The 20,630-nt window shown below is 73.1% G+C and carries 20 protein-coding genes; 10 read left to right on the forward strand and 10 right to left on the reverse strand.

The genetic code is table 11. The features are described from left to right. The first annotated feature begins 57 nt into the window (after nt 1–57). Both ctaD and ACIQ9G_RS07765 read left to right on the forward strand, forming a co-directional pair. Nucleotides 58–1,737 carry a cytochrome c oxidase subunit I gene (ctaD, locus tag ACIQ9G_RS07760; protein WP_403607419.1) on the forward strand — a complete coding sequence of 560 codons (1,680 nt, stop codon included), beginning with the start codon at nt 58–60 and terminating at the stop codon, nt 1,735–1,737. Beyond that, a complete protein-coding gene (locus tag ACIQ9G_RS07765) occupies nt 1,734–2,105 on the forward strand; it encodes a cytochrome C oxidase subunit I (protein ID WP_403607420.1) in 372 nt (123 codons plus the stop codon). Before ctaD ends, ACIQ9G_RS07765 begins: the two co-directional genes overlap by 4 nt. Before the next feature lie 237 nt (nt 2,106–2,342). On the opposite strand, the gene ACIQ9G_RS07770 is transcribed toward ACIQ9G_RS07765, so the two are convergent. The 4 genes from ACIQ9G_RS07770 to ACIQ9G_RS07785 all read right to left on the reverse strand — a co-directional run bounded on the left by ACIQ9G_RS07770 (nt 2,343) and on the right by ACIQ9G_RS07785 (nt 8,059). Next, the gene (locus ACIQ9G_RS07770; protein ID WP_403607421.1) at nt 2,343–3,668 is read right to left on the reverse strand and encodes a lipase family protein; all 1,326 of its coding nucleotides are present in this window, start codon (nt 3,666–3,668) and stop codon (nt 2,343–2,345) included. A 259-nt stretch (nt 3,669–3,927) separates the two neighbouring features. Further along, nucleotides 3,928–4,350 (reverse strand): ATP-binding protein, encoded by a 423-nt coding sequence (locus ACIQ9G_RS07775; protein WP_403607422.1) that lies wholly within the window; start codon nt 4,348–4,350, stop codon nt 3,928–3,930. 133 nt (nt 4,351–4,483) lie between these two features. Beyond that, entirely contained in the window at nt 4,484–5,215 is a 732-nt protein-coding gene (locus tag ACIQ9G_RS07780) for a hypothetical protein (RefSeq protein WP_403607423.1), read from the reverse strand. Nucleotides 5,216–5,275: 60 nt separating this feature from the next. Beyond that, nucleotides 5,276–8,059: a SpoIIE family protein phosphatase gene (locus tag ACIQ9G_RS07785; RefSeq protein WP_403607424.1), complete on the reverse strand. Its 2,784-nt coding sequence runs from the start codon at nt 8,057–8,059 to the stop codon at nt 5,276–5,278. Nucleotides 8,060–8,373: 314 nt separating this feature from the next. Between ACIQ9G_RS07785 and ACIQ9G_RS07790 the strand changes: the two genes are divergently transcribed. The 3 genes from ACIQ9G_RS07790 to ACIQ9G_RS07800 are packed head-to-tail and all read left to right on the forward strand — an operon-like array spanning nt 8,374 to nt 9,671. Further along, on the forward strand, nt 8,374–8,832 hold the full coding sequence (locus tag ACIQ9G_RS07790; RefSeq protein ID WP_403607425.1) for a DUF6325 family protein: 459 nt from the start codon (nt 8,374–8,376) through the stop codon (nt 8,830–8,832). A gap of 43 nt (nt 8,833–8,875) precedes the next feature. Further along, nucleotides 8,876–9,184 (forward strand): SHOCT domain-containing protein, encoded by a 309-nt coding sequence (locus tag ACIQ9G_RS07795; protein ID WP_403607426.1) that lies wholly within the window; start codon nt 8,876–8,878, stop codon nt 9,182–9,184. A gap of 31 nt (nt 9,185–9,215) precedes the next feature. Next, nucleotides 9,216–9,671, forward strand: coding sequence for a hypothetical protein (locus ACIQ9G_RS07800; protein ID WP_403607427.1), 456 nt, complete (start codon nt 9,216–9,218; stop codon nt 9,669–9,671). A gap of 16 nt (nt 9,672–9,687) precedes the next feature. Here ACIQ9G_RS07800 and ACIQ9G_RS07805 read toward each other — a convergent pair whose 3' ends face one another. The 4 genes from ACIQ9G_RS07805 to ACIQ9G_RS07820 form a co-directional block, all read right to left on the reverse strand. Beyond that, the gene (locus ACIQ9G_RS07805) at nt 9,688–10,332 is read right to left on the reverse strand and encodes an alpha/beta hydrolase (protein ID WP_403607428.1); all 645 of its coding nucleotides are present in this window, start codon (nt 10,330–10,332) and stop codon (nt 9,688–9,690) included. Nucleotides 10,333–10,521: 189 nt separating this feature from the next. After that, complete coding sequence (locus ACIQ9G_RS07810; protein ID WP_403607429.1) at nt 10,522–10,935, reverse strand: ATP-binding protein; 414 nt, start codon at nt 10,933–10,935, stop codon at nt 10,522–10,524. An 81-nt stretch (nt 10,936–11,016) separates the two neighbouring features. Continuing rightward, the gene (locus tag ACIQ9G_RS07815) at nt 11,017–11,718 is read right to left on the reverse strand and encodes an SDR family NAD(P)-dependent oxidoreductase (protein WP_403607430.1); all 702 of its coding nucleotides are present in this window, start codon (nt 11,716–11,718) and stop codon (nt 11,017–11,019) included. Nucleotides 11,719–11,748: 30 nt separating this feature from the next. Further along, complete coding sequence (locus ACIQ9G_RS07820) at nt 11,749–12,330, reverse strand: DUF4383 domain-containing protein (protein WP_403607431.1); 582 nt, start codon at nt 12,328–12,330, stop codon at nt 11,749–11,751. Between the two features lie 249 nt (nt 12,331–12,579). Here ACIQ9G_RS07820 and dps point away from each other — a divergent pair, with 249 nt between their 5' ends. Further along, nucleotides 12,580–13,143: a DNA starvation/stationary phase protection protein Dps gene (gene dps / locus ACIQ9G_RS07825; RefSeq protein ID WP_403607432.1), complete on the forward strand. Its 564-nt coding sequence runs from the start codon at nt 12,580–12,582 to the stop codon at nt 13,141–13,143. A gap of 337 nt (nt 13,144–13,480) precedes the next feature. Here dps and ACIQ9G_RS07830 read toward each other — a convergent pair whose 3' ends face one another. Then, the gene (locus tag ACIQ9G_RS07830; protein WP_403607433.1) at nt 13,481–13,840 is read right to left on the reverse strand and encodes an STAS domain-containing protein; all 360 of its coding nucleotides are present in this window, start codon (nt 13,838–13,840) and stop codon (nt 13,481–13,483) included. Between the two features lie 233 nt (nt 13,841–14,073). Here ACIQ9G_RS07830 and ACIQ9G_RS07835 point away from each other — a divergent pair, with 233 nt between their 5' ends. Continuing rightward, nucleotides 14,074–14,268, forward strand: a complete 195-nt coding sequence (locus tag ACIQ9G_RS07835; protein WP_392191905.1) for a hypothetical protein — start codon at nt 14,074–14,076, stop codon at nt 14,266–14,268. A 224-nt stretch (nt 14,269–14,492) separates the two neighbouring features. Here the strand turns inward: ACIQ9G_RS07835 and ACIQ9G_RS07840 are convergent, their stop codons facing one another. Next, on the reverse strand, nt 14,493–15,947 hold the full coding sequence (locus ACIQ9G_RS07840; protein ID WP_403607434.1) for a glyceraldehyde-3-phosphate dehydrogenase: 1,455 nt from the start codon (nt 15,945–15,947) through the stop codon (nt 14,493–14,495). A 642-nt stretch (nt 15,948–16,589) separates the two neighbouring features. Between ACIQ9G_RS07840 and ACIQ9G_RS07845 the strand changes: the two genes are divergently transcribed. The 3 genes from ACIQ9G_RS07845 to ACIQ9G_RS07855 are packed head-to-tail and all read left to right on the forward strand — an operon-like array spanning nt 16,590 to nt 19,935. Beyond that, nucleotides 16,590–17,174, forward strand: coding sequence for a toxin-antitoxin system, toxin component (locus ACIQ9G_RS07845; protein WP_403607435.1), 585 nt, complete (start codon nt 16,590–16,592; stop codon nt 17,172–17,174). 47 nt (nt 17,175–17,221) lie between these two features. After that, nucleotides 17,222–18,409, forward strand: coding sequence for an MAB_1171c family putative transporter (locus ACIQ9G_RS07850; protein WP_403607436.1), 1,188 nt, complete (start codon nt 17,222–17,224; stop codon nt 18,407–18,409). Continuing rightward, nucleotides 18,406–19,935: a pyridine nucleotide-disulfide oxidoreductase gene (locus tag ACIQ9G_RS07855; protein ID WP_403607437.1), complete on the forward strand. Its 1,530-nt coding sequence runs from the start codon at nt 18,406–18,408 to the stop codon at nt 19,933–19,935. The genes ACIQ9G_RS07850 and ACIQ9G_RS07855 overlap by 4 nt, the downstream gene beginning before the upstream one ends. The last annotated feature ends 695 nt before the right edge of the window (nt 19,936–20,630 follow it).

Here is a 20,630-nt window from a genome sequence, read left to right on the forward strand (position 1 = left end):
GGTGTGCGCGCGGTACTCGTGGTCCCAAATCTCCTAGGAAAGCGTGCGTCGGGCCCCATGACAGATGTTCAGCAGACCGGGCAGCAAACCGTCGGGGCCCGTCGTCCCCTGCGGCCCGGAGCCGTGGTGGTCAAGTGGGCGACCACCACCGACCACAAGACGATCGGCTCGCTGTATCTGATCACGTCGTTCGCGTTCTTCCTGATCGGCGGCGTGATGGCGCTGCTGATGCGCGCCGAGCTGGCCCGCCCGGGCCTGCAGATCGTGTCGAACGAGCAGTTCAACCAGGCGTTCACGATGCACGGCACGGTCATGCTGCTGATGTTCGCGACGCCGCTGTTCGCGGGCTTCACGAACTGGATCATGCCGCTGCAGATCGGCGCCCCCGACGTCGCCTTCCCGCGGCTGAACATGCTGGCCTACTGGCTGTACCTGTTCGGCTCGTCCATCGCGGTCGGCGGCTTCCTCACCCCGCAGGGCGCGGCCGACTTCGGCTGGTTCGCCTACAGCCCGCTGTCCGACGTGGTGCACTCGCCCGGCGTCGGGGGCGACCTGTGGATCATGGGCCTGGCCTTTTCCGGCTTCGGCACCATCCTCGGCTCGGTCAACTTCGTCACCACGATCATCTGCATGCGCGCCCCGGGCATGACCATGTTCCGTATGCCGATCTTCACCTGGAACGTGCTGCTGACCGCGGTGCTGGCCCTGCTGGTCTTCCCGGTGCTGGCGGCGGCGCTGTTCGCGTTGGAGGCGGACCGCAGGTTCGGCGCCCAGGTCTACAACTCGGCCAACGGCGGTGCGCTGCTGTGGCAGCACCTGTTCTGGTTCTTCGGCCATCCCGAGGTGTACATCATCGCGCTGCCGTTCTTCGGCATCGTCAGTGAGGTCATCCCGGTCTTCTCCCGCAAGCCGATCTTCGGCTACATGGGCCTGGTCGGAGCGACCATCGCCATCGCGGGCCTGTCGGCCACGGTGTGGGCGCACCACATGTACGTCACCGGCGGTGTGCTGCTGCCGTTCTTCTCCTTCATGACCTTCCTGATCGCGGTCCCGACCGGTGTGAAGTTCTTCAACTGGATCGGCACCATGTGGAAGGGCTCGCTCTCCTTCGAGACGCCCATGCTGTGGTCGGCCGGCTTCCTGGTCACCTTCCTCTTCGGTGGTCTGACCGGTGTCATCCTGGCCTCGCCGCCGATGGACTTCCACGTCTCCGACAGCTACTTCGTGGTGGCCCACTTCCACTACGTCGTCTTCGGCACCGTCGTCTTCGCGATGTTCGCCGGCTTCCACTTCTGGTGGCCGAAGATGACCGGCAAGATGCTCGACGAGCGCCTCGGCAAGATCACCTTCTGGACCCTGTTCGTCGGCTTCCACACCACCTTCCTGGTGCAGCACTGGCTGGGCGTCGAGGGCATGCCCCGCCGGTACGCCGACTACCTCGCCGCCGACGGCTTCACCGCCCTCAACACGGTGTCCACCATCGGGTCCTTCCTGCTGGGCCTGTCGATGCTGCCCTTCCTCTACAACGTGTGGAAGACGGCCAAGTACGGCAGGACCGTCGCCGTCGACGACCCGTGGGGCTACGGCCGGTCCCTGGAGTGGGCGACCTCCTGCCCGCCGCCGCGGCACAACTTCGTCACCATGCCGGTGATCCGCAGTGAGTCCCCCGCGTTCGACCTGCACCACCCCGAACTCGCCCTGACCGACAGGCGGGAGAACCTGGAAGTCCGCCGGTGACGGACGCGGTGGGCCGCCGCGGAGCCGGCGACGCGGCCCTGGCCGCCGAGACGGTCAACCAGGTCGAGGGGTACCTGCTCTGGCAGGCCCGGGTGGCCGAGGCGGAGCAGCGCGCCCGCGCCTTCACCGAGCAGCTGCACTGGCTCACCGGCGCGCAGCGGGAGGAGGTCGAACGGCACTACGTGCGCGAGTGCCTGTCCCGTGCGCGCGCCGATCTGCAGCGGGTGGCCGACCGGAGCCGGTCGCTGCGCGCCGAGTACGAGCAGCGCTACCGCCAACTGCGCGCCCGCTGCCTGGCCTTGCTGGTCACCACGGTGACCCTGGTGTCCGCGCTCGCCGCGGTCGCCGCGATCGGCGCACGGTGGTGACGGGCGCCCGGCCGGTCACCGCCTGCCCGTGGACGTGCCCGGCCGGCACGGGCGAGCTACGGTCGATCTCGAGCAGGGCGCCGAAGAACCGGTACCCGACGCTGCGTTGGTGGTCCAAGGAAAGACGCTCCGCTTCCTGCGGGGAGATGCAGGTGCAAGGCCTGCCCAGCGCTCGACGAGACCCCGCCCCCGGAATCCGGGGGCGGGGTTCTCTCGTGGCCGAGAGCGGGCGGGCGGTCAGGGCTGTGTGGGCATGGTCCAGCAGTTGGAGGCGGCCGGCCTGCCCGCGAGACGGTCGGTCAGCCAGGATACGGCGGTGCCCTGGTCGCTGAGCAGCGGGGCGAAGTGGTTGGCCAGCGCGCTGCCCACGTCGGGCAGGGCGACGGGCGCGTAGGTGACGGCGGCGCCCTTGCGGCACCAGTCGACGGCGAGCTGCCGGGCCTGCGCGTGGGGCACGAGGTCGTCGCTGGTGCCGGTCGCCACCCGGACGGGTCCGGCCGGCTTCAGCTTTCCGATGCGCTGGCTGTCGAGGAAGGCCTGGAGCGCGGGCGTGGAGCGGATGATGTCGCCGAGGGAGCGCCCGTCGGTCGTCCACCTGGTGCTCTTCGCGTAGCCGTAGGAGAACAGCGCGTCGCCCACGCACATGGTCGACAGATCGGCCAGAGCGGCCTGGCCGGCGGCGTTGAGGTGCTCCTCGGCGATGGGCCGCAGTTCGGGGTCGGACTGCAGGAAGCCGTTGAGGGACCAGCCCAGGGCACCGGTCAGTTCGGTGCCGTCGATGGCCTCGGTGACCTCGGCGAGGTCGGCGGGCGGCGCGCCGGCGTAGGTCCCGGCGAGGGTGACGTCGGGGGCGTAGGCCGGCTGGAGTTCGGCGGCCGCCGCGGTGGCGCCGCCGCCCTGGCTGTAGCCGAACAGGCCCACCCGCGAGGCCGGGGTGACCGACGCGCCGTCCACCGCCCGGGCGGCACGTGCCGCGTCGAGGACCGCGTGCGCCTCGTCGAGGCGGTTGACGTAGGTGTGCAGCCGGTCCGTGGCGCCGAGGCCCACGTAGTCGGTGACCACGACCGCGGTGCCCTCGGCCAGCAGGCGGTAGATCGACAGGTCCTCGTAACCGACGGACATGGTCTGCCCGTTGAACCGCACCGGATGCTCCAGGCCCATGGAGGCCGCGCACTGGTCGCCCTGGCCCATGGTGCCGGGTGCGACGACGACCAGCGGACGCGGTCCCTCGCCCTTCCAGTCGGCCGTCGGCTCGATGTAGGCGCCGGTGACGGCGACCGGAAGGCCGTCGGTGTCGGTCGACTTGTACATCAGGCGGGTGGCCCGGCCCGGCAGCGGACCGGGAATGCCGGGCAGGCTCAGGGCGAGGGGGAGCGGTTCGCTGCGGATCAGGGCGCCGTTGGCGGCGGGCAGCGTCGCGGGCGGTGTGTAGAACGCGGGGATCGTGACGCCCCGGGACACCACGGGGGCCGTCCCCGTGTCGGCGGCGGCGGGCAGGGCCTGGACGGCGACACAGGCAGCGGCGACGGCGGTCGCGGACAGCAGACGTCTGCGCGAGGACATGGGGAACCTCCTGAGATGCGGCCGGCAGGAGAGGCGGTCCTCGCACCGGGCGGCCGTCGGCGGCCGGGCACGAAGAACCGGCAGCGTGGGGCGGCACGGTCGTCCCACCAACCGCCCCACGCTGCGGGGGAGTGGGTTGACGAGACCGTACCGACCAGCTGTTACCGCCGGTAGCGGCAAGGAGGTTACGGTTCAGTAATTTGACTCGGCGTCCAATAGCGGTCCGTGGGCTGTCACGTGCCGCACGCGGTCCGCGGTGTCATGGGGCCGCCTCGGCGTTCTGGGGCGGCCTGAAGCACGCGGTGACCGTCTTGCCGTGCGGGCAGGAACGGGTCTCCCATTCGTCGGCCAGGGCGTCGACCAGGAGCATGCCCCGGCCGCCGAGGCTTTCGGTGCTCGGCGACCGGGGGGAGGGCAGCTCGCTGGAGGCGTCGTGCACGGCGATGTGCAGGCAGCGGTTGTCCCACGTCAGCACCAGCTGTGCGGTGCTGCGGGCATGGGTGTGCGCGTTGGTGACCAGCTCCGAGACGGTCAGCAGAACGGCGTCCACCGTCTCCGGGGCGTTGGTGCTCCACCCCAGGGACTCCAGGTGCTCGCGCGCCCAGTCCCGTGCCGCCTTCACCTCGCGGTCCATGGGCAGCGAGCGCGCCCAGCCCACCGCCCGAAGCGACGTTCGGTCCACAGTGATCCCTTCCTCTCCGTCTGTCCGCACCTGCGCGTCTACCCCTTGGCCGCGTTGCGACGCAGCGGAGAGAAGGGAGCGGGCCGGAGGGACTGGAAGGGGCCCGGTGCCGGATGCCGGGCGCGGCGGGCCCTCACCCCCGCAGCTCGGCTCTGTCCCCCATCACCACCATGGGGTGCTGGGCGGGATCGAGGGTGCGCAGCAGGTAGCGCATCGCCTCCTTGGACTGGGACACGCACGCCGACGTGCCGCCGCCGTGGTCCATGTGCAGCCAGATACCGCCGCCCCTGGCCTGCCCCTGCGGGCGCGTGGGGTCGTTGGGAGCGGTGCCCTTGACGCGGTTGTAGTCGATGGCGATGACGTAGTCGAAGTCGTGCCAGGACGCCTTGTTCCACCAGTGCGGGGCCTGGAAGGACGCCGACCTGGTGTAAGGCAGCCTGGCTCCGGGATCGGCGAGCACGCCGCCGGCGTCGCTGAGGGTGAACACCCCCACCGGGGAGCGCTGGTCGCCCTCGTGATGGTCCGTCGTCCAGCCGTGCCTGCCGTTGTGCGCCGCCCAGGACCGGGTGCGCTCCCAGGTCGAGCCGTGCCGGGTGAAGAGGGCGACGGTCGAGTCGGGGGAGTTCGGGCCTTCGCCGTAGACCACGACCACCTGGCGGGAGCCGGCCGGCACGCGCCGCCACAGCCTGTCCCCGATGCCGGGCACCCGCGTCGGGTCGGATTCGTCCGGCGCCCCGTGCGCTCCCCGCGCGCCGTCTCCCGCCGCGCGCGCACGGCCGGAACCGCCGCACCCCGAGAGGGATATCGCCATCACACCGAAGGCCGCCACCACGGCCGCCGCCCGCCTCGCACCGTTTTTTCGCATGCGCTCCATCGTCGCATCCCGCGGCCCGTACCCGGCCGGGGGTGTCCTGCCGATGGTTCCTCACCAGGCCATGTCGTCCAACAGCGCGGCGGTGGCGGCCGGTTCCGGGGTGCGGCCCAGGGGCTGCTCCGCCCAGATGACCTTCCCGTCGGCCACGTAGCGTGTGCCCCAGCGGTCGGCGAACTGCGAGACCAGGAACAGACCGCGGCCCCCCTCGTCGGTGGCGGCCGCGCGCCGCAGCCGCGGTGAGGTGTTGCTGCCGTCCGACACCTCGCAGACCAGCGACCTGCCCAGCAGCATCCGGACGCGCACGGGCGGGGCGCCGTAGCGGATCGCGTTGGTGAGCAGCTCGCTGAGGACGAGCTCCGTGGCGAACGACTCCGCCTCCAGGCCCCACTCGCCCAGCCGGCGGCTCACCGCCGTGCGGACCCGGGACACCTCCCTGACGTCGAACGGCACCTCCCAGGTGGCGACCCGGGACGGCGCCAGCAGCCGGGTACGTGCCACCAGCAGCGCCACGTCGTCGCTCGGATGCTCCGGCAGCATCGTCTCCATCAGCGCCCGGCACGTCTCCTCCGGCGTCTGCTCCGGGCGCCCGACGGCCGAACGGAGCAGATCCAGGCCCTCGTCGATGTCCCGCCTTCGGTCCTCCACCAGACCGTCGGTGAACAGCACCAGCCGGCTGCCCTCCGGCAGCTCCAGTTCGCTCGCCTCGAACGGATGCTCGCCCACCCCGAGCGGCGGCGACAGCGGCAGCTCCGGGAAGGTCACCCGCCCCAGCGGGTCCACCACGGCCGGCGCGACATGACCGGCGCGGGACAGGGTGCACCGCCCGCCGACGGGATCGTAGATGGCGTACAGGCAGGTGGCACCGGTGACGGGGGCCTGCTCGCCGTCGGCGCCCGCCGTCTGGGTGTCCAGCCGCATCACCATCTCGTCGAGATGGCCGAGCAGTTCGTCCGGAGGCAGGTCCAGCGACGAGAAGTTCAGCACCGCCGTGCGCAGCCGCCCCATCGTCACCGCCGCGTGCAGCCCGTGCCCCACCACGTCGCCGACCACCAGCGCCACCCGGAAGCCGGGCAGCGGCACCACGTCGAACCAGTCGCCGCCCACACCGGACTGCGCCGGCAGATACCGCCACGCCACCTCCAGCGCCTCCTGGTCCGGAAGGTCCCGGGGCAGCAGACTGCGCTGCAGCGTCACCGCCATCGCGTGCTCGCGCGAGTAGCGGCGCGCGTTGTCGATCGCCACGGCGGCCCGCGCCACCAGCTCCTCGGCGACCGCCACGTCCTCCTCCTCGAACCGCGGCGCGTCGGCGCCCCGCCAGAAGTTCACCACCCCCAGCACCACGCCCCGCGCCCGCAGCGGCACCGTGATCAGCGAGTGGATGCCGTACGCCAGCACCTGCCGCGCACCCTCCGGGTCCTGCGCACGCCAGTCCCGGGCGTCGTGCAGGTCGGGCACGCGCACGGCCTTGCCGCGCTGCAACGCCGCCACCGTCGGCGTGTCGGCCACCACGAACTGGATCAGGTCACCCACCGGCTGGAGCGGATGCCCCGTCCGCGACCCGCGCAACGCGGTGCGCCGCATTCTCCGCACGGCGCCCGTGGGCTCCTCGCCCCGCAGCACGGAGTCGAGCAGCTCCACGGTGACGAAGTCCGCCATCCGGGGGACGGCCACGTCGGCGAGTTCCTGCGCCGTGCGGCGCACGTCGAGGGTCGTCCCGATCCGCACCCCGGCCTCGTACAGCAGCGTCAGCCGTTCCCGGGCCACCTCGGCCCGGCCCGAGAGGGCCCGCAGCTCGGTGGTGTCGCGGAAGGTGGCCACCATGCCCGGCGGGCCGCCGTACGGTGCGGTGAGCCGGACGCTGACCGCCAGCAGCCGGTCGCCGGCCGGGAACACCTCGTCGGAGGCGACCTCCCCCGAGATCAGCAGCCGGGTGATGCCCGGCCCCAGGCCCAGCTCCGTGACCTGCCGCAGGTCGGCGTCCGCCGGCAGGTCCAGCAGCCGGCGCGCCTCGTCGTTGGCGAGGAGGACCCGGCCGTCGGCGCCGATGATGAGCACGCCCTCGCGGACCGCGTGCAGCACCGCGTCGTGGTGTTCGTACATCCGGGTCATCTCGGCCGGGCCGAGGCCGTGGGTCTGCCGGCGCAGCCGCCTGCTGACCAGGGCCGTGCCCGCGGTCGCGAGCGCGAGGGCCAGCGCCGCCGAACCGAGCACCACGGGCACCTGCCAGCCGAGCATGTGTCCCACGGTCTCGACCTGGATCCCGGCGCTCACGATGCCGACCACCCGCCGGCTGTGGTCCAGGACCGGCACCACCGACCGGACGGCGTCCGACGGCTTGCCGTGGAAGTCCTCGGTGAAGGCCTCGCCCGCCGCGGCCCGGCCGACCCCCTCCGCCCGGGTGCCGATCAGCCTCGGGTCCGGGTCGGCGACCCGCACGCCGTCCTTGTTCATCACGGACACGAAGTCCACCCCGGAGGCCTGCTGGGTGTTCTCCGCCGCCGTCCGCATCAGCGCGGTCGGGTCCGCCGACTGGAGGGCGAGTGCCGTGCCGGGCGCGTGCGCGAAGGCCTCGGCGGCGGCCATGGAGCGGTTGCGGGCGTTCTGCTCGCCGTCGAGCCGCCCCTGCAGCACCAGGGCGCCGGCCGCCGCCACGACGAGCACCAGCACGACGACGACCTGGAGGAGGAAGACCTGCGTGGAGAGCGTGCGCACGCTGAGCGACGGACGCCGCCCGGGTACGCTCCTGGGCACCGGGCGACGGGACGAATCACTCGAACGCCGGTCGCCGGGCGGCGGAGCCGCTCGCGAACGGGATCGGCGGAAACGTCCGATCATGTCCCCAGTTCTAGCACTGCGGTTCCGTCCGGGGCGACCCGTGTGTCCGGCGGGTGCGGGACCTGGCCCCGGCCCCCGCCCGACGGCCGTCCCGCACGGCGAAACAGCCGTGGGCCGGGCTCGGCGCCGGGCCGGGCCCCGAGCACGGCCCGGAGTGCGAGGCCCCCCTCCGCGTGCTGCAATGAGCGGGTGGTCCGCCCCCGCCGGCCGCGCGGCGAGCGGCGTCCGGGGGCCGGCCCACCGGCTCGCGCCACCCGCGTCCCCGGCCCGCGCCGACCGCGCACCGGCCCCCGTCCCGCTCCCGAGGAATGGCCATGAACGACGTCGAAGACATGGGTCCCGTCGACTACCTCGTCGTCGAGTTCCCCGGCAACCGCATGACGGGTGAGGGATTCCCGCTGCTGGTCGACCTCGTCGACCGCGGCATCATCCGCATCCTCGACCTCGCCTTCGTCCGCAAGGAGGCCGACGGGTCCGTCGCCGCCCTGGAGCTGCGGGACCTCGGCGGCGAGACGGACCTCACCGTCTTCGAGGGCGCCTCGTCCGGACTGCTGGACCAGGACGACATCGACGAGGCCGGCAAGGCGCTGGAAGCCGGCAACTCCGCCGCGGTCCTCGTCTACGAGAACCTGTGGGCCGCGCCCCTGGCCCGTGCGCTGCGCCGGAGCGGGGCGCAGCTCGTGGCGAGCGGCCGGGTCCCCGTCCAGGACCTGCTCGCCTCGCTGGACGCCGCGGAGGGAACCCCGCCGCCCGGCGGGTCCGCGGCCGCCTGAACCCGCCCACCACCTCCGCACCCGGCAAGGGAGACGAGTGATCATGCCCGGACTGATTCGCGGTGTCGCGCGCACCGCCGTGGTAGCCGGAACCGCCACCGCGGTCTCCAACCGCGTGTCACGGCGGCAGGCGGGACGGTGGGCGCAGCAGGACTACGAGCAGCAACAGCAGCAACAGGCCGCCCAGCAGACGGCGGCACCCGTGCCCGCGGCTCCCGCTGCACCACCACTGTCCACCGAGGACGACATGGACAACAAGATCGAGCAGCTGAAGCGGCTGGGCGACCTCAAGGCCCAAGGGGTGCTGACGGACGAGGAGTTCGAGGCCCAGAAGCGCCGGGTGCTCGCCTGACCGCGTGCCGCCACCGAAAGACCCGTGCACCATGAGCGATCACGACGACGGCCCCGACCCCGCCCACCGGCCGCCGCTCGGTGTCTCGGACACCACCGTGGAGGCGCTGGGCGCCCTGTCGAAGGCGCTGGAGACCACCGAACGCGCCCGCGGTCACCTGTACTCCTTCCACCAGCTCACCGGTACCGCCGACTTCGAGCTCGACCGCGCGGTGGAGCTGCTGCGTGCGGCCGGGCACGGCGCCTGGGCCGAGAAGGTGCAGCGCGACATCCTGGGCCGCAACGTGATCCCGGGCCAATGGACCTTCCAGGTCGTCGAGGCCTACGACGCCACCTACTACGAGCCGTTCAAGGCGCTCGAGGCGGCCGCCCGCCAGGAGCTCGCCGGCGGAAGGAACCACCTGTACGAGGCGCGGCTGAAGGAGGAGCGCCGCACCGGCGGCCATCCCGACCACACCGCGCTGCCGGAACCCCCGCCCGCGCCCTGACGTCCCGGACCGGCCGTCACCACACGGGGGGTTCGGCGGCCGTGTAGGCGGGCCCGGGAAGGGGTGTGGCCGCGGCGTCCGGAGTCAGCAGGTGACCGACCACCGACGACGCGGTGCGGTGCCAGTCGCCGAGGCGCCGCAGCATCGCGTGGTCCCCGTTGTCGAGCAGCACCATCGCGGCCCGCGCCCCGGCCCCGCGGGCGCGGCGGACGTACGCGACCGAGCCCGCGGGCGAGGTGACGCGGTCGCGGTTGCCGTGCAGGACGACGACGTGCTTGCCCGCCAGGTGGCCGACCGGTTCGCCGGGCGGGCACCACGGCGCGAGCGCCAGCACGGCCCGCACCCGCGGGTGCCCCGCGGCGCGCAGTGCGGCGCGCCCGCCCATGGAGTGGCCGACCAGGACGACCGGAAGGCCGCCGGTCAGTTCGTCCAGCTCGCGCAGGGCGCGTTCCGTGTCCCGCAGCGGGTCGGCCTGGGCGCCGTTCCAGCCGCGATGGCGGTAGCGCACCTGCGCCAGGAGGACGTCGTCACGCCCGGAGTCCGCCGCCACGGCGCGCACGAAGGGCCGCATCCGCAGGGCGGCGAGGTGCCAGGGCCGGGACAACCGCCGGCTCTCCTCCTGCCCGCCGTGCAGGATCACCACCGCCGCGCGCGCCGGCACCGGGCGATGCCGAACGAGGAGTGCCTTCCCGGCCGGTCGTACCGCGCTGTCCGCAGGCTGCCGCACGTGTGAGCGGTCCTTTCGTGAGGCGCCCGGCGGGGGGCCGGGCGCTGTCCGTCGTGAGTCGGGATGCGGGAATGGGGTGCCGTCATGATGCCTGCCCCGGGCCGGGGACGGGAGCGGCCCCCCTCAGACGGCGACGGCCAGCTCGGCCCACACCGTGTGACCGCCGGCCGTGGGCCGGTCTCCCCAGTCCCGGGACACGGCGTCGACGACGTACAGCCCCCGGCCCTCCTCGCCCAGCGAGAAGGCGGGGTGCCGCCAGTGGGCGCGGACGGCGTCGACGTCGAACGCCGGCCCGCAGTCGGTCACCTCGATGCGCACCGCGAGCGGATCGCCCCGGGCGCAGCGCAGCGTCACCGCCACCCGTACCGGCGGTTCGCCGTGCAGGATGGCGTTGGCGGCCAGCTCGCTGAGGACGAGGGCCGCGTCGTCGGCGAGTTCGCCCATGCCCCAGTGGACGAGCTGCCCGCGGACGGCGGTGCGCAACGCGGTCACCCAGCGGACCGAGCGACAGGCGGAGCGACCGTAGGCGCTGTTCATCTCGGGTCCCTCTCTCGCTCTCCGAAGGTGATACGTCGCGGCGGCGCCGACGGATGGGTGGGAGCGGGGCGGGCCGCCGTCCTAGCCGATCGTTTCCAGGTTTCCGTCCGAGCCCGCACGCACCATGCGCCCTCCCGACGACAGCGCGTCGACGATCGCGTCGACCGCCTGCCCGAGCGGCAGCCCGTCCGGCAGGGGCGGCGCGCTGCCGGTCACGGCCCGCCCGGCGAACCCCGTGGCCAGGTGGGGCAGGCAGATCTCCAGGACGCCGACTCCGGAACGCCGCCGTTCCCGCCGTACCGCGGTCAGCCAGGCGGACAGCGTCGCCTTCGCCGCCGCGTAGTCCGCCATGCCGGCCGGCGACGACTGCGCGACCACGCCGGTGACCGCGGCGAGCACCCCTCCCGACCGCACCAGGGACAGCGCGGCGCGCAGGAAGGCGATGGGCGCGAGGGCGTTCACGGTGACGAGATGCTCGGCCACCGCGTCGCTCACCGACTCCGCCGGACCGAAGGCGGGAACCCCCACGCACACGACCACGGCGTCCAGGCCGCCGAGCCGCTGTGCCGCCCAGGACACCGTGCGCGCGCAGGAGTCGAGGTCGTAGGCGTCGAAGCGGCGGGTCGGGATGCCTCCGCACGCGTCCGACAGCCGGCGCAGCGCGGCCTCGTCCCGTCCCGCGGCCGCCGTGGCGGAGCCGAGCCGGTGCAGTCGCTCCACCAGGGCGCCGCCGAGAGCGCCCGTGGCACCGGGCACGAGGATCCGGGCGGCTCGTACGTCCATGGCCTGCCTCCTGTGGTGAGAGCCGGTCGGTCACTTCCCCGGCCGGCCGGCCGGGGGCACGGACGCGGAGGAGAGCGCACGGGCGCCCCGCGCGGCGGAGACCTCGGGACCCACCTGCGCCCTCCGCACGGCCAGCGCCTCTTGGGCCGCCTCACGGGCGTGGCGCCGGCGCCAGTACGGGTTGTCGTGCGGCAGCTTGCTCGAGACCCGCCCGTACATGCCGAACGTCAGGATCACGAGCCCCATGACGAAGCTGAACATGACGTTGGTCATGCCGAAGTCGAGGACGTTGGCGGGGCGGTCCAGGATGAAGATGTGGGCGAACCCGCTGAGCAGGAACAGCGTGCCGACGGTCATGTTCAGCGTGGAGGCGAAGTTCCCGCCCACGACCGCCCCGCCGATGAGGACGAGGCCGACGACCACGGAGATGAGGCTCAGGACGCCGTTGGTCGACATGCCGGCGACGTGCCGGCCGTTGGTGTTGAAGGGACTGAGCTCGTCGGCGAAACCGAGACAGCCGAAGGTCAGCAGCACCAGGCCGCAGAAGGCGGCGCCGTAGCGGTAGACCGTCGCGAGCCTGTGGTCGACGGGCAACTCGTCACTCAGCTTCATGGCGGTTCCTTTCGGGACGGGGACCGCTCGGTCCCGGTCGGCCGGAGCCGTGCGGCGGGCCCGTGGGGCCGGTCGGCCGTGCCCCTTATTCGGAACAAACCGGGTGAACGGTTGCAGCGGCCCGGCCTGCCGTCCGCGCGGGGCCGCACCGGTCCGTTCGGTTCCTGATCACCGGGAAGCACGTCTGTCCCCGGCTCGACGGGGCATGAGTGCAGGGGCCACACGTACGACATGGAGGTAACGGAACACATGGCACAGGACCTCACCCCCGAGTACACGGTTCCCGGCGTGGAGCTCGACGCCGCCGGCCGGCTCATCGGTCTGCTCCGTATGCGCCTGCACGCGCTGAACGACCTCCACCTCACGCTCAAGCACGTCCACTGGAACGTCGTCGGGCCGCACTTCATCGCGGTGCACGAGATGGTCGACCCGCAGGTCGACCGCGTCCGCGACATGGCCGACGACGTGGCCGAGCGCATCGCGGCGCTCGGCGGCGTGGCGCAGGGCACCCCCGGTGCCCTCGTCGAGGAACGGAAGTGGGAGGACTACTCGATCGGCCGGGCCGACGCCATCGCGCACCTGGGCGCCCTCGACCTCGTCTACACCGGCGTGATCAAGGACGTGCGGGCCGCGATCAAGGAGGCGTCCGAGGCCGACCCCGCGACCGAGGACCTGCTCATCGAACAGCTGCGTGATCTGGAGCAGTTCCAGTGGTTCGTCCGGGCGCACCTGGAGAGCACCGGCGGCAAGCTGGCTACCGCGGGCGCGTCGACCGAGACCGACGCGGCCTCACGCGGCGCGGAGCTGGGCTGACGACCGCGGAGCCGGCCCGCACCGGGCCGGTCGGCGGTCGCCGGACCGCGGTCGCCGGGCCTTCCCTGGAGCCGGTTCCGGCGTCCGGTACGCGCCGGGCGGCGGGGGAGTCGCGGAACATCGGGCGGGAGGTGTCCGGGGCGGGGGAGGGGCGCAGGTCGCCGAGCCCGAACAGCTCCTGCTGCTCCTGGCCGCGGTCCCGGCCGTCATCCCGGTCGTCGTCGCCGTGCATGATCGCTCCGCTCGTGGTCGCCGCGGGCCTGGTGCGCGGTCGGGGCCGGTCCGTGGTCCCTTCAGCAGCGGGCCGCGGTGGCCCCGGTCCCGGTCCGTGGTCGTTTCAGGGCCGGTCGAGGCGCAGGGCCGCGCTGCGGGAGTCGGTCACGGTGAAGTGCTCGAGGGTGCCGCTGACCGTGAGAAGTCTTCGGATCGCCGGGTGCAGGGGGCCGAGCAGGACGAGCTCACGCCCCGCCGCGCTGTGCCGGCGCCGGGCATCCAGCAGGGCGTTGAGCAGCGCGCTGTCGCCGAAGGTGACCGCGGACAGGTCCACCACCGTGACGGGCAGCGCGGTCTCCTCGGCCTCGGCCCAGGCCGCCTGCAGGAGGTCGCACTCGTCGTAGTCGACCTCGCCGCGCACCGCGATCTCGAAGACGCGGGGGTGACGTGTGACGTGCACTGTTGTCCGAGAGTCGTACTGCATGCCGCCATCGTGACACTGACGGCTCCCCGCAGACCAGGCAGGGCGATCACGACGCGCCGTTCGTGATACGCGACACCCTCGGATCGGCGGCGAGGCCGGGGACGCCGGAAACCCGCTGGTGGGAACGCGGCGATGGTGCCGCCGTCACCCGAATGGGCTGCGCCCGTTTCGCCCTTGACGCTTGCGCCGGTTCTCCTGGAGTGAGAAAGGCGTCCACGATTGGGAGGCCGATCATGTACGAGATGTGCGTGGGCCCGGAGAAAACGGGCGCGGCGTTGGTATGGCACGTGGTGGCCAAGCAGGCACATGCCACCTTGTGCGGGCAGCGCTTCGCCGAACGACTCGACGCGTCCCACGGGGAGCGGACAGCTCATTGTTCCCTGTGCATGGCCGCGTTCGCGAAGCTGATGACGGCCGCGCCGAGCTGATCTCCTGAGCAGGGCGGCCCCCGGCCGACCGGAGATGTGCGCGTCGGCCTGTCCGCCGGCCCGTCCGACGGGCGGTGCCGACGGGCGGTTCCGACGGCGGCCCGTCCATCGGGCGGTCCGACGCCGGTCCGGACGCCACCGTACGGCGCGTCACGCGCGGTGCGGTGGCGTCCGGGCGTCCGGGCCGTGGGGACGCCGGGCCGGGTCCGGAGGGCGCGCCGGGATCAGACCGCCGGGGCCGGGTAGGTCGGGTACTCGACGCCCGAGACGTACTGGACTACGCGGACGACCTGGCAGGAGTAGCCGAACTCGTTGTCGTACCAGAGGTAGAGGATCGCGTTGTCGCCCTCCACCTTGGTGGCGACGGCGTCGACGATCGAGGCGTTGCGCGAGCCGATGAAGTCGCTGGAGACCGCGTCGGGGGCGCTGGTGAAGTCGATCTGGCGCTTGAGCGGCGAGGTCAGCGACACGTGGCGCAGGTAGTCGAGGACCTCCTGGCGGTCGGTCTCGCGCGCGAGCTGCAGGTTCAGGATCGCGATGGACACGTCCGGCACCGGAACGCGGATCGAGCTGCCGGTGATCTTCGCCTTCAGGTCGGGCAGCGCCTTGGCGACGGCGGAGGCGGCACCGGTCTCGGTGATGACCATGTTGAGCGGCGCGGAACGGCCGCGGCGGTCCGCCTTGTGGTAGTTGTCCAGCAGGTTCTGGTCGTTGGTGAACGAGTGGACGGTCTCCACGTGGCCGCGCAGCACGCCGAACTCGTCGTCCATCGCCTTCAGCGGCGGGACGATCGCGTTGGTGGTGCAGGACGCGCAGGACAGGATCCGCTCGTCCGGCTTGATCATGTCGTGGTTGACGCCGTGCACGATGTTGGGGACGTCGCCCTTGCCGGGCGCGGTCAGGACGACCTTGTCGACGCCGGGGCGCAGGTGCTTCGACAGGCCCTCGCGGTCGCGCCACTTGCCGGTGTTGTCGATGAGGATGGCGTTCTTGATGCCGTACGCCGTGTAGTCGACCTCGGTCGGGTCGTTGGCGTGGATCACCTTGATCGCGTTGCCGTTGGCGACGATCGTGCTGTTCGCCTCGTCCACGGTGATGGTGCCCTGGAACTGGCCGTGTATGGAGTCGCGGCGCAGCAGCGAGGCACGCTTGACGAGATCCTCGGCGGCCCGGCCGCCGCCCCCGCGCACCACGATGGCGCGCAGCCGCAGCCCGTTGCCGGAGCCGGACTTCTCGATCAGCAGCCGGGCGACGAGGCGGCCGATGCGGCCGAAGCCGTAGAGGACGACGTCCCGTCCCTCGCCGCGCTCGATCTTGTTGGCGCCGGTGGCGCCGGCGACGGCCTCGGCGGTGAACGCCTCCACCGTCATGCCGCGGTCGTCGGTCTTGTACGTCGCGGCGAGCATGCCGAGGTCGATCTGGGACGGGCCGAGGTCGAGCGTGGTGAGAGCCTGCAGGAACGGCAGCGTCTCGGTGACCGTGAGTTCCTCGCCGGCGATCTGCCGGGCGAACCGGTGGGTCTTGAGGATGCTGACCACCGACTTGTTCACCAAGGAGCGGCTGTGCAGCAGGATCGTCACGTCCCGCTCGCGGTGCAGCTTCCCGATGATGGGGATCATGGACTCCGCGATCTCTTCGCGGTGCTTCCAGTTGGTGAACGAGTCGTCGTTGACAGTCACAGGATCATCTTTCGAGCTAGGCAGCGCTCATATGCTAACCCCAGGTTGATTCGATCTTGCCGCGGGTGGCTGCCAAGCCTGTGACCTGTGCGAAGTCCGCGATGTGGGCCGCGACTTCGGTCAGAGCAGTGGGAAGGGCGGCGGACTGCCCTGGCACGGGTGCCGTCGCCCGTCAGGGAGAGCGCGAAGCGTCCGGCCGACCGGAGGGTGAAGGAGGCGGACGCGAGGGTCCGCTCCGGTCCGTGACCAGGGCAGTCGTGGCTCAAGGAGCCATCGTCAGCGTAAGTCGGCCGGTGGCACGCGGCATCTCGGGCGCGTCCGTCCCACTTGCCTTTGATCGCAATTGGGCTTGATCCGGTCTGGTCGGCCCGCTCCCCACCGGCTACGGTCCTGCCGACATCGCGTCACCCGGCCCGGAGCACCCGCCCCGGCCGGCGCACCCGCCCCGGCCGGCCCCGGCCGACCCGGCGGATCCGAGGGGGGCATCGGCATTCCTCCGCGCAGGGCGGTGGCGTGCCGCACACCTGGTGAGATGGGCTTGGGATGAGTGACAGCACGGGGGACTCCGGCCGGAGGTCCGCGGCGCACGGGAGACGGGCGGGCGCGCCGAGGGGGCGGGCCAGACACGCCGGGACTAAGGCGATGCGGCGGCTCAGCGACCGGCTCGTGGCGAACCTGCAGCGATCGGCGTCCGACGAGGCGTCGGTCTTCGCCGCCCTCGGCCACACCCTCAGCCAGGTCCGGGGCCGCCCCGTCCACCTGCGCGGCTTCGCCTTCCCGCCGCACACGGCGAGCGGGCTGTGGGTGGACCGCGCCGAGCACGACCTGATCGCCTACGAGGAGAAGACGGACCCCGACCACCAGCTCGTGATCATCGGCCACGAGGTCTGGCACATGTTCCAGGGGCACTGCGTCAACCGCACCGAGCACGGCCCCGCGGCCTCCCGGGCCCGGCGGGAGGCCGCGGCGGTGGTCGAGGAGCTGGTGCGGCTGGTCTCCGACGACGACGATCTCGCCGCCCTGCCCGCGCGGCACGACGCCGCACTGCACTTCGCCGCCCGCGCGGACGCCGACCACCCCGACGAGCGGGAGGCGGACCGCTTCGGCTTCCGGTTCGCCACCGACGTCCGCACCTTCCTGGAGGATGCCTGCTCCTCGGCCGATCCCGGGGCGCTCTCCTGCCGGATCCGCGCCTCCATGGCGCACCGCGGCATCCCCCGGCCCTGACGGCCCCGGCGGAATCCCGGTGCCGTGGAAAGCGGAGGCCTGAGCCGGTGACGAGCGGATTCTCCTTCTACATCACCGCCGCGCTGTTGCTGTTCGCCTGCGCCCTGAAGATCCCCGCGCTGCTCAGGCGCCCGCACGACGTGCTGCTGCGCCTGGCCTGCCTCATGCTCCTCCTCGGCGCGGGGATCATGTTCTTCGCCGCGCCCGGGACGATCCCCCGGGTCAACCGGCTCACCGGGGTGCCGAACTTCTCGGCGCCCCTGGTGTACTCGGTGATGACGGCGTTCTCCGGCGCCAGCCTGCTCCTGTTCGTCCACTGGCGGCCGGCGCCGCCGGAGCAGACCCGGCGCGCGTCCCGGGTGTGCACCGCGGTGTACGCGGCGGCGATCCTCGCGATCGTCGTGCTCTTCCGGTGCGGCGACGCCCCGGTGGAGCAGACGACCCGGTTCGACATGTACTACGCCACCACGCCGTACATCGGCCAGATGATCGTCACGTATCTGGTCCTGCACGGCGCGGCCTCGGTGGTCACCGGGGTGCTGTCCTGGCGCTGGTCGCGCGAGGTGCGGGGGTCCCTGCGGGGCGGGCTGCTCATGCTGGCCGGCGCCTATCTGATGCACCTGTGCTTCGACACCAGCAAGCTGCTCGGGGTCGCCGCCCGCTGGGCCGGGCGGGACGGGGACGTCCTCAACGACGTGGCGGTGGTGTTCGCGCTGCCCGCCGCCGTCATGGGCATCACGGGATTCGTCCTGCCGCTGGCCGGGCCACGGGTCGCCGAGCAGGTCCGGGCGGCCGCCGACTTGTGGCAACTGGCCCCGCTGTGGCGAGAATTGCGGCGTGTGGCAGGCCCGACGGCCGTGCGTGTCTCGTTCGAGTGGTGGGAGATCGACTTCCCGATGCGGCTGACCGGCCGGAAGACGGCCATCTACGACGCGCTCCTCGCCGTCGCCCCCTACTTCGACCGCGACGTGCGCGGCCGGGCGTACCGCGCCGCCCGGGACCGGGGCGAGGACGGGAACCGGGCCGCGGCGATGGCGGACGCCGCCATGATCGCCGTCGCCGCCGAGCGCAACCGTCGCGCCCACCGGGTGTCCGGGCCGGTACCCGACACCAACGACGTCGAAGTGGCCTGGCGCGGACGGGACTTGATAGCGATCTCGCGCGCGCTGACCGCCCCGGCCGTCGAAGAGTCCCGCCGCCGTCACCGCGCCCCCGCAGAAAGCAGCCCGTCATGAGTGGATCGCCCCGTGTCCCCCGCGTCCCGCGTGTCCTCCGCACGCGCGGCGCCCGCACCGCTCCCACCGCCGGCGGCCGCGCCGACCGTGCCGGGCGCACCGCCGGCACCCGTGCCGTCGTCGTCGGGGGCGGCCTCGCGGGCATGCTCGCCGCGGCCGCGGTCATGGACCACTACGACCACGTCGACATCGTCGAGCCCCACGCCTTCCCGGCCGCCGGGCCCGGTCCGCGCCCCGGTCTCCCGCAGGCCCGGCACGCCCACATCCTGATGTCCGGTGGCGCCGACGCCATCGACGCGCTGCTGCCGGGGACCACCGAGCGCCTGCTGGCCGCCGGCGCGCGCCGCGTCCCGATCACCACCGACATGGTCGTCTACTCCACGGAGGGCTGGTTCCGGCGGTGGCAGCGCGCCACGCAGTACCTGATCGCGTGCAGCCGAGACCTGACCGACTTCGTGGTCCGCGAACAGGTCCTCGCGGACCGGCGCGTCACGGTGCACTCCGGCAGCCGCGTGGTCGGTCTGCTCGGCAGCCGCCACAGTGTCACCGGGGTGCGGGTGCGGACGCGTTCCGACCGCGCCGGCGACCCTGCCGCCGACATGGCGGCCGACCTGGTCGTGGACACCTCCGGGCGGGGCTCCGGCATGCCGCGGTGGCTGGGCGAACTGGGTGTCGGGGGGCTCGCCGAGGACCGTATCGACTCAGGTCTGGCCTACGCCAGCCGTACCTTCCGCGCCCCGGGCGGTGACGCCTTCCCGTGGCCCGTGGTCAGTGTCCAGGCCGGCCCGCGGGTGCCCGGCCCGGGCCGGAGCGCCGTGCTGGTGCCGGTCGAGGGGGGCCGCTGGATGGTGAGCCTGGCCGGCACCCGCGGCGGAAACCCCGGCCACGACCCGGACGCCTTCACGTCCTTCGCCCGCGGCCTGCGCCACCCCGTCATCGGCGATCTGCTCGCGCGCGCCGAACCGCTCACCGACGTCTCGGTCACCCGCAGCACCGCCAACGAGCGCCGCTACTACGAGCGTCTGAAGGTCTGGCCCGAGCAACTGGTCGTCCTCGGCGACGCGGTGGCCGCGTACAACCCCGTGTACGGCCACGGCATGTCCGTCGCCGCGCAGGGGGCGCTCGCCCTGCGCGACACGCTCGGCCGGCACGGCGCGACGGCCGCCGGCATGGCGCGCGGCGCCCAGCGCGCGATCGCCCGTCCGGTCGCGGCCGCCTGGTCGCTCGCCGTGGGGCAGGACATCCACTACCCCACCACGTTCGGCAGGCAACCGGCCCTGGCCGACCGGCTTCTGCAGCGCTACGTCACCCGGCTCTCCCGCGCGGCGACCGGTTCCTTCCACGCGGCGACCGCCCTGACCGAGGTCGTGACCCTCCAGGCCCCGCCCGCCTCACTGCTCAGCCCCGCCGTCCTGGCGTCGGCCCTGGTGGGGCCCCTGCGCCCCCGGCTCTCCGCGCCGCAGTTCACCGCCGCCGAGCGACGGGCGCTGCAGGACGGCCAGGCTGTCGTGCTGTCCGTCGAGTAGGACGTGCACGGCGTACTACAGGACGTGCAGGACGTGTTGGAGGACTCGACGTGCGGTGAGAGCAGCGCTCCCGGCCCCGGCCCGCGCGATCCGTGACCGCCAGGACATCCCCACGCCGTCTGCGTCACGGGAGAGAAAGCCACGTGAGTGCACCGCGCGCAACGGCTGCCGGGCCCCTTCGAGCAGCCCAAGGCCGTCTGGACCGTCGCGTTCGCCCGCGTCGTCCCGTCGGTGCGTGCCCGCCCCGGGCGGAGCCGGAACTCGCGCTCGACCGCGCGTCCGCGAGCCGTCACGCGGAGCCCGACCGGGGCGCCCGCGGGGCCTTTCGCGGCGCTCGGCCATGCGCGCCGGCGGAGCGACACGACGCTCCACCTCCCGCCCGCGGTGGGCTGCGCCGCGCTCGACCCCCCGCCCGCGGTGGGCTGTACGGCGCGCGGTCGGCCATGCGCGCCGGCGGGGCGACACGGCGCTCGCCCTCCCGCCCGCGGTGGGCTGCGCCGCGCTCGACCCTCCGCCCGCGGTGGGCTGCACGGCGCGCGCTCGGCCGTGCGCGCCGGCGGAGCGACACGGCGCTCGACCACGCGCGCCCCACGTTGGGCTACGCGGTGCCCGACCGCGCGCACCCGCCGGGCGTTACGCCACGTTCGATCGTGCCCGCCGCCGGAGCGAGACAGCGCTCGACCCCGCACGCCCGC

The organism is Streptomyces sp. NPDC096152 (assembly GCF_044763235.1).
In the GTDB taxonomy this organism is placed as follows: Bacteria; Actinomycetota; Actinomycetes; order Streptomycetales; family Streptomycetaceae; genus Streptomyces.